This window comes from Candidatus Omnitrophota bacterium (assembly GCA_013791745.1).
GTDB lineage: Bacteria > CG03 > CG03 > CG03 > CG03 > CG03.
Genome location: VMTH01000175.1, coordinates 1 through 8,614, shown reverse-complemented (window position 1 = coordinate 8,614; position 8,614 = coordinate 1). Strand labels below are relative to the sequence as shown.

Genomic DNA, 8,614 nt, shown 5'->3' with positions numbered 1-8,614 from the left:
GGGACAGACTTTTGCGGGACACATTCCCTTGATGTGAGCAAGATATTCCTCCATGAAGTACTTCAAAGTTGTCAGCACGGGATTCGGACCGGTCTGGCCGAGACCGCAGAGAGCAGTGTCCTTTATGACTGTTCCGAGATCTTCCAGCAGGGCGAGATCACTTTCACTGCCCTTTCCGGCCGTAAGATTTTTCAGTATTTCCATTGCTCTGAACAGCCCTTCCCTGCACGGGACGCACTTGCCGCATGACTCCCGCGCAGTAAACTCCACGAAGTATTTCGCCACGTCCACCATGCAGTTGTCCTCATCCATCACGACCATACCGCCCGAACCCATTATCGCGCCGATGGCAGCAAGCGATTCATAATCAACAGGGGTTTCAAAAAGTTCTGCCGGGATACATCCTCCTGAAGGCCCGCCCGACTGCACCGCCTTTATTTTTTTATCGCTGCCTCCGCCGATTCCGTAGACAAGCGTACTCAGGGACATACCCAGAGGAAGTTCCACAAGACCGGTGTTGGCAACTTTTCCCACAAGCGAAAAAACCTTTGTGCCCGGGCTTTTTCCTGTGCCTGTCTTTCTGAACCGCTTCCATCCTCCGCTTATTATCGCAGTAATGTTGTACCACGTCTCAACATTATTTATATTCGTCGGCTTTCCCTTATAGCCCTTCTGCGCAGGGAAAGGCGGACGCGGGCTTGGCCGGCCGGATTTGCCTTCCAGCGACGATATCAGGGCGGTTTCCTCACCGCATACGAATGCTCCAGCACCTTCAACAACATTTATTATAAAACTGAATTCCGAACCAAAAATACTTTTTCCAAGAAACCCGCAGTCCCCGGCATCTTTCACAGCTTTCCTGAGCCGCTTTACCGCAAGAGGGTATTCCGCCCTGACGTATATGATCCCTTCCGATGCGCCCGTTGCAAAAGCGCCTATAGCCATACCTTCCAGCAGTGAATGGGGATCGCTCTCAATCTCGTTCCTGTTCATATAAGCGCCGGGATCTCCTTCGTCCGCGTTGCAGATTATGTATTTAGGACTGCCGGGAGACTGCCTCATCAATTCCCATTTTATCCCCGTCGGGAAGCCGGCTCCGCCCCTTCCGCGGAGCCCGGCCTTCTTTATTTCTTCAATAACGCTTTCCGGTTTATTCTCTGCGAGAACTTTCTGAAGACAGGAGTATCCCCCGACAGCGGCGTATTCGGTAATGTCTTCCGGATCTATCAGCCCGCAGTTTCTCAGGACGATCTTATCCTGTCCCTTGAAAAAAGGTATTTCATCCCACAGCGGCACATCCTCCATCCCTCTGCCGTAAATTATCTTTCCTGTCAGATGGTCCCATTCTTCTATCCTGCACAGGGCTTTATCCAGCGGTATCTTTCCGCCCATGACCCACTTTATGATATCAGGAACGTCTTTTAATATCACCCTGTGAAGAATCACAAGAGGTTTGCCCGGGATATGAACATTAACCAGAGGTTCTTCAGCGCAAAAACCGAAACAGCCTGTTTTTACAACGTGAACATCGCCTGTCCGATGGGGGGATCCCTTCAACGCGCGGTATATCTCTTCTGCTCCATTACCGATACCGCAGGTGCCCATACCCACAGCCACACGTACCCCGCCGGATATAATGCTCTGTAATCCCTTCTCCCGGTTTTTCCTAAGATTCTCTGTGTTTAAAACCTTCATTTTTTTTCCGCAGAATATCCGGACTTCAGTATTTTCCTTATCTTTTCGCGGGTAATGCGGCTGAGTACTTTGCCGTCTATTTCCGCCACCGGCGCAAGGGCGCACTGTCCTATACACGCCACAGTCCTGACGGTAAACTTGTTGTCTTCCGTTGTGACAGGAACACTCTCATCGGAATCCCCGTCAATATTAAGGCCTGTCCTGATCATATCCAGTATATCCTTTGAACCTCTTGTATGGCACGCCGTCCCGCGGCAGACGGTTATTGTGTGCTCGCCCTGCGGCTGGAGGTTGAAAAAAGAATAAAATGTAACAACGCTGTAGACCTGTGAAAGCGGGACAGACGTCTTTTCCGCGATATAAACGAGCGTTTCCTCGGGGAGGTATTTGTATTTGTTGAGTTTCTGCGCTTCTTCCAGTATCCCGAGCAGACTGCCGGGTTTGTCTTTATCCCGGAGTATCAATCTGTCAAGCCGGGCGGCGCTCAGTTTATGGGAGCGCCGTCTTTTATTTTTGCAGGCTACAGGCATAAAGAAGATTTTTGAAAAGAATCGCCGTGGTCACAGGGCCTACTCCGCCCGGAACGGGGGTGATTCTTCCGGCCCTTTCAAGCGCCGTCTCATATTCCACGTCTCCCACAGTCTTCTTTTTCGGTTTTCCATTCTCGTTCAAAACGGGTTCGCCTTTTTCGTCCAGCACCGGGACGCGGTTGATCCCCACATCGATCACCACGGCGCCCTCTTTTATCATTTCACCCTTGATCAGTCCGGCTTTACCCGCGGCGACTATCAGTATGTCCGCCCTTTTTGTATGGAACGCGAGATCTTTTGTGGCGATGTGACAGCATGTCGTCGTAGCCGACTCGTTCAGAGAAGACAGGAGCAGCATGTTCACGGGTTTCCCGACGATGGACGAATGCCCGACGATAACCGCCTCTTTCCCCTTTATATCTATATTCTCCCGTTTTATTATCTCCCACACAGCCATCGCCGTGCACGGGGCAAGGCCGATCTCTCCGAGGACGATTTTACCGAGGTTCGCCGGATTCAGTCCCTCTACGTCCTTTAACGGATTTATGATCGCCTGAAAATCCTTGGCGTCCAGCCCCGCCGGCAGAGGCATTTGAAGTATTATGCCGTTGACGGAAATGTCGGTGTTGAGTTTTTCTATACGGGATTTAAGCTCGTCTGCGGAAGTTGAGACATCCATTTCAACAAGTTCATAGCCTATCCCCAGTTCTTCGGCCGCCTTTTTCTGGTTGTTCACATAAACCCTTGAGGCGGGGTTCTCTCCGACCTGAACCGCAACCAGTTTGGGTTTTAACTGCGATTTCCTGATTTCCTCTTTGATTTCCGAAGCGATTCTCTTTCCGTCAATGATTTCTCCCATCGTATCCTCCCTGCCTCTCGAAGTGCCTTTGGCACGCAAGCAGGCAATTTGATCCTGTTACGTCTATCTCTGCCGGTATTATAGTAAATTCCCCTGATAACTCAAAAAACACGGTGGTAGCTGCCGCATTACCATGCGGCTCTTGTAGTTGCAGATCCCTACTCAACACTTTTTCATTAGAATTTTTATAGCCAATTACAGGAAATTTTGGTAGCATTATCCTGATGTTTGAAATCAAAAAGAAAGAGCAACTTGCCGGGGATACGGTGCTGTTTGCCGTTGATGCCCCTGACATTGCCGAAAACGGGAGGCCCGGCCAGTTCGTAATGGTGATGGTCAATGAAGAAGGCGAAAGGATCCCGCTGACAATAGCCGATTTTGACCCGGCCTCGGGCACGATTACAATTGTCTTCAAAATACTCGGTAAAACCACCGGCGATCTCGGCCGTCTGAAAGAAGGTGACCGCATATTCAATATAGCCGGGCCTCTCGGCAAACCCAGCGAAACCGGAAAAACCGGCAAAATTATCATGGTCGCCGGAGGAATAGGCATCGCCCTCATCCATCCGATCGCGGGAGCGATGAAAAAATCGGGCAACAACGTGACCTCAATAATCGGAGCGCAGAATAAGGATATGATATTCTGGGTGGATAAGATAAAAGATGTCAGCAGTGAGGTCATTGTAACGACTGACGACGGCTCGCTCGGAAAAAAGGGATTTGTCACCGGGGAGCTCAAAGTTTTGCTCGAGTCAAAAGAAAAACCCGGCCTTGTTTTTGCGGTCGGCCCCGTGGTGATGATGAAGGCGGTTGCGGATCTTACAAGACATTATAAAGTAAAAACGGTGGTCAGTTTGAACCCTATAATGGTGGACGGCACCGGCATGTGCGGCTCGTGCAGGGTCGAGGTCGGGGGCAAGACGATGTTTGCCTGTGTTGACGGGCCTGATTTCGACGCTCATGAGGTTGATTTCAGCCTCTTATCAAAAAGACAGAACGTTTATCTCGAACTGGAGAAGGAAGCTATGGGATCACCCCATAAATGTAAATGCCTATAATAAAGAACAAAACGGAGATGCCGAAGCAGGATGCGGTGGCCAGAGCGGCTAATTTCGATGAAGTGGCCCTGGGATATTCCCCCGAACAGGCATTGACAGAAGCGGGCAGATGCCTGTTCTGTAAGGACAAACCCTGCGTCGCGGGCTGTCCGGTAGGAATAGACATACCCGCTTTTATCGAACTTGTAAAGGATAATAAATTCTTTGAGGCTTATCTGAAAATAAAAGAAACAAACTGCCTTCCCGCCGTCTGCGGGAGGGTCTGCCCTCAGGAGGACCAGTGCGAACTGGTCTGCACGATGGGGAAGAGATTCGAACCCGTCGCGATAGGATACCTCGAGCGGTTTGTCGCCGACTTCGCCTATAAACAAAACCCTGTTGAAACTTCCTCGTCTGACGCAGTCAAACAGCGGGCGGCCAAAAAAGTGGCTGTCATAGGTTCCGGCCCCGGCGGCCTTACGGCGGCCGGCGAACTTGCCGGGGCGGGATTCGGCGTGACGGTTTTTGAAGCTCTCCATGATGCCGGCGGTGTTCTTGTTTACGGAATACCCGAGTTCCGCCTGCCCAAGGAAATAGTCAGAAAAGAAGTGGAAAATCTGAAAAAGGCGGGCGTGGATTTCAAATTCGGCTATGTTATCGGAAACACCAAAACAATAAAACAATTGTTTTCGGAAGGATACGACGCCATATACATCGGTATAGGCGCGGGGCTTCCGAAATTCATGGGATTGCCCGGAGAAAACCTTAACGGTGTGTATTCGGCAAACGAATTCCTGACGCGGACAAATCTGATGAAAGCGTACAGGTTTCCGGAATACGTCACGCCCGTAAAAAAGATAAGAAACGCGGCGGTCATCGGCGGCGGCAACGTGGCGATGGATTCATGCAGGTGCGCTCTGAGGATGAAAGCGGAGAACGTCTATAATATTTACCGGCGCTCACGCAAAGAGATGCCCGCCCGTGAAGAGGAGATAGTCAATGCGCAGGAGGAAGGTATAAAATTTAATTTCCTCGTCAATCCCGTGGAAATAATCGACGACGGAAAGGGTTTCGTCAGTGCTATAAAATGTTCGAAAATGGAACTTGGTGAGCCGGATGAGTCCGGAAGGCGGCGTCCTGTCGTAATACCGGGGGAATTTTTAACATTTGAAGTTGATACGGTGGTTATCGCCGTGGGCGCCGGGGCAAATCCTCTCCTTACCTCCACGGTGAAGGAACTCAAACTTAATCAATGGGGATACATTGAAACCGAACTCGAAACAATGGAGACCTCGATAAAAAACATTTTTGCGGGCGGTGATATCGTAACCGGTTCCGCAACCGTTATATCAGCTATGGGCGCTGGCAAAAAGGCCGCCCGCTCAATAATCCGGCGCCTTTCGGAATAGTTGCAATAACCTTTTTTATTCACCGGCACAATGTTATTTTAAAAGTTCTGAGGACAGTTAAGTTTGTTTAATTATTTCGGAAACACAGTCGTCCCAGCCCAGAGGCATGAAATGTATCCCCTGACACAGGGGCCTGAGTTCTTTGACAAGTCTTATTCCTATTTCTACGCTTTTCGCTTTCTTTTCCTCGACGGGAGTTCCTTTAGGAAAAGTCATCTCTTCTATAAACTCGTCAGGCACGTGCACACCGGCGACATTTTTGTTCATAAATTTTGCCATGCCCGCTGATTTAAGAAGGACGATTCCAGCCATTATGGGAATATCCCCCACTTCCTTTCTTACCCTGTCTATAAAAGAAGCGAATTTACCCGGTTCATACACCGCCTGTGTCTGGACAAACCGCGCGCCGGCTTTAATCTTTTTTTCAAGTTTAAGCAGCTGGGGCTCCAGAGGGTCGGCGCCGGGATTTACCACGCATCCGAGGCAGAAATCAGGAGCATCTCCTTCAAGTTCGTTGCCCGCGAGATCTTTACCGCTCATAAGCACGCTTGCGGCATGAAGAAGAGAAACGGAATCAAGATCGAAAACCGGCATGGTATCGGGATGGTCGCCCATAACCGGATGGTCGCCGGTAAGGCATAGTATATTCTTCACCCCGAACGCGGCCGCGCCCAGGAGCTCGGACTCAAGCGAGATGCGGTTCCTGTCCCTTGTCGTTACCTGAAGAATGGGTTCATAACCCTTGTCCTGGAGGATGCGGCAGGTCACCAGTGACCCCAGGCGCATCGCTGCCGCCTGCAGATCCGTGACGTTGAGAGCCGTTACTTTCCCCCGGACGCATTCAATCTCCTCAAGCATCTTGTCCGTCTGCCAGCCCTTGGGCGGCCCGACTTCGGAAGTGAGGACGAATTTCTTTGCTTCAAAAAGTTCTGTCAGTTTCACTCTTCCACTCCGGTATTATCCAGACTGTAAAGAAGGGACTTTCTGTCCTTTTCCTCCACAATCATATTTGAAAATTTTCTGCCTACTTTTATATCTTTCAGGTTATCCAGCCGGCCCGTGCTTTTCAGCCGCTCGTATATCTTCTGCCAGCCGCATTCTTTTCCTTTCTGCACTTCGCAGATTCCGTCTTTTGCCCCGCCGCACTGACCGTTTGTCAAACCCTTTGAACAGGCGGTAAAAGGACAAATTCCTCCCGTGTAACCGAGAAGGCAGTCCCCGCACTGGGCGCATCTCTCATCACCGGGCCATAGCCCCTGCACGCCTTCCATACTTATTGTATTGTCCGAGGGATATGTCGGTTTTCCCGACACGGCGGAAACCGCCTGCACCCCGATCCCGCAGGAGAGCACCAGCACAGCGTCGCAGGCGTCTATCTGCTCCTTCGCCCTGAGAAACCGCAAAGAAACGAGAGCCCTGTTGCACAGGAATTCCATTTCAACGCATCCTGTCACTTCCTTCCCCATTTCCACCAGTTCCTTTTTTCGTTTTTCCACAGCGGCGGCGTCAGATGTATTGCAAACTTCGGCGCAGCCCTTACATACGGCGATAAATATTTTCTTCTCGTTTTTCAGAAGTTCAGAAAGCTCTTCTTTTGTTTTTTCTCTGCTTATTATCATGCGCCCGCCACCTGTAATTCCTCTTTCATAATGGAATTTATTTTATCGGATATTTTTTTCTTTAACAGAGGCAATCTCTCCATCATTCCTTCAGACAAACCCTCCGACCAGGAAGTGTCGTCAACTTCAACGCCTAAAATAGAAACATCGGGAAGTTTCCCCTCCATCTCAAGCCATTTGAACGTCTGGGAAAGACCCGCCTGGTGAACATCTACCATATTCTCTTCACGCAGATCTCCGGGTTTCATAACATATACCGTTCCGGTTTCCCCTCCGCTTTTCACGGCGTCTATAATAATCATACGGTCGCCGGCTGAAGCAGTTGACATCGCGTCAAAAGAAGCTGTGCCGCCGTCAATAAATTCCATATCCTTGAACTTTTTGAAATCATTATCTCTTTTCAGCTCTTCAAGCAGAAACACACCTATACCCTCGTCTCTTCTTAAAATATTTCCAAGCCCGACAACCATGGTTTTCATAATACCCTGAACTTCTCTGAATTACCCTTCCGGCCGATCAGATGCACGGCGCATGCCAGGCACGGGTCAAAAGAACGTACAACTCTCAGCGGCTCAACGGGATTGTCTGTATCCGCGACGGGACATCCCTCAAGAGCTTTCTCTATCGGCCCCGGCTGTTCGCTCTCGTCACGAGGAGACGCGTTCCACGTCGTAGGGACGACGCACTGATAATTCTCGATTATACTGTCTTTAATTTTTATCCAGTGCCCCAACGCGCCGCGGGGAGCTTCGGTAAGCCCTACTCCTTCTCCGTCCGCCGGAATTTTATAGTCCACCGCCGCCTCTCCGCCCGGCTCAAGCGCCAGAATCCATTTTTCCATTTCTCTGACCACAAGAAGAGTTTCAAATGCCCGGGCGGCGTGCCTGCCGAGAACAGAATTCAGGTTTTCCGCTTTAGCCCCTGAATCCTTCAAAAATTTCTCAATGTCTCCTATGACCGCGGGATTGCGGGAAAGATAGTTGACCATAAGCCGCGCAAGAGGCCCCACCTCGCAGGACAGGCCATTATACCTCGGCGATTTAACCCATGAATAAGCGCCTTCTTTTTCCGGCTGGGGTTCTGTTTCCCCTTCCGAAGGATGCTTATTCTCGCCGTCTTTAAAACGGGAATGTTTTACGGACTCTGTTATTTCTTTCGTATTCAGGTTTTCAATTTTTCCTTCTTTCACTATTCCCGCGGCGAACAATCCGTCTAACGCTCCGTAAGAAAGGAACTCTCCAGCGGATGCTCCTATTTTCCAGTACTCCGGATAGCATCCCGCGACAAGAAGCACATCGGGGATATATGAATTTTCAATAAAATCTTTTATCCTTAAAAGACGGAAATGGAAATCCGCGATTTTATCCGCGGACGGCTTCATCGTAACCCCTCCGGCGACGATCCCCATCTGGTGGGGCATCTTTCCTCCGAATATCGCCAGGAGCTCGTGCGCCTGACGCCTTAT

General features: G+C 50.2%; 9 protein-coding genes. 2 read left to right on the top strand and 7 right to left on the bottom strand.

Annotated elements, in window-relative coordinates; genetic code table 11:
• The 3 genes from FP827_09000 to FP827_08990 all read right to left on the bottom strand — a co-directional run.
• On the bottom strand, window positions 1-1,695 hold a 1,695-nt coding region (locus FP827_09000), incomplete at its 3' end, for a proton-conducting membrane transporter (GenBank protein MBA3053201.1).
• Complete coding sequence (locus FP827_08995) at window positions 1,692-2,225, bottom strand: NAD(P)H-dependent oxidoreductase subunit E (GenBank protein MBA3053200.1); 534 nt, start codon at window positions 2,223-2,225, stop codon at window positions 1,692-1,694. The genes FP827_09000 and FP827_08995, both read right to left, overlap by 4 nt.
• Window positions 2,203-3,084 (bottom strand): bifunctional 5,10-methylenetetrahydrofolate dehydrogenase/5,10-methenyltetrahydrofolate cyclohydrolase, encoded by an 882-nt coding sequence (locus tag FP827_08990; GenBank protein MBA3053199.1) that lies wholly within the window; start codon window positions 3,082-3,084, stop codon window positions 2,203-2,205. The genes FP827_08995 and FP827_08990 overlap by 23 nt, the downstream gene beginning before the upstream one ends.
• A 224-nt stretch (window positions 3,085-3,308) precedes the next feature.
• Here FP827_08990 and FP827_08985 point away from each other — a divergent pair, with 224 nt between their 5' ends.
• Together FP827_08985 and gltA are read left to right on the top strand one after the other, a co-directional pair.
• Entirely contained in the window at window positions 3,309-4,142 is an 834-nt protein-coding gene (locus FP827_08985; protein ID MBA3053198.1) for a sulfide/dihydroorotate dehydrogenase-like FAD/NAD-binding protein, read from the top strand.
• The gene (gene gltA / locus FP827_08980; protein ID MBA3053197.1) at window positions 4,133-5,530 is read left to right on the top strand and encodes an NADPH-dependent glutamate synthase; all 1,398 of its coding nucleotides are present in this window, start codon (window positions 4,133-4,135) and stop codon (window positions 5,528-5,530) included. Before FP827_08985 ends, gltA begins: the two co-directional genes overlap by 10 nt.
• 57 nt (window positions 5,531-5,587) lie before the next feature.
• Here the strand turns inward: gltA and FP827_08975 are convergent, their stop codons facing one another.
• Genes FP827_08975 through FP827_08960 form a run of 4 tightly spaced genes read right to left on the bottom strand, consistent with a single transcriptional unit; the run spans window position 5,588 to window position 8,614 of the window.
• Window positions 5,588-6,472: a methylenetetrahydrofolate reductase gene (locus tag FP827_08975; protein ID MBA3053196.1), complete on the bottom strand. Its 885-nt coding sequence runs from the start codon at window positions 6,470-6,472 to the stop codon at window positions 5,588-5,590.
• Window positions 6,469-7,149, bottom strand: coding sequence for a 5,10-methylene tetrahydromethanopterin reductase (locus FP827_08970; protein MBA3053195.1), 681 nt, complete (start codon window positions 7,147-7,149; stop codon window positions 6,469-6,471). The genes FP827_08975 and FP827_08970 overlap by 4 nt, the downstream gene beginning before the upstream one ends.
• Window positions 7,146-7,628 carry a hydrogenase maturation protease gene (locus tag FP827_08965; protein ID MBA3053194.1) on the bottom strand — a complete coding sequence of 161 codons (483 nt, stop codon included), beginning with the start codon at window positions 7,626-7,628 and terminating at the stop codon, window positions 7,146-7,148. Before FP827_08965 ends, FP827_08970 begins: the two co-directional genes overlap by 4 nt.
• Window positions 7,625-8,614, bottom strand: coding sequence for a nickel-dependent hydrogenase large subunit (locus FP827_08960; protein MBA3053193.1), 990 nt, complete (start codon window positions 8,612-8,614; stop codon window positions 7,625-7,627). The genes FP827_08965 and FP827_08960 overlap by 4 nt, the downstream gene beginning before the upstream one ends.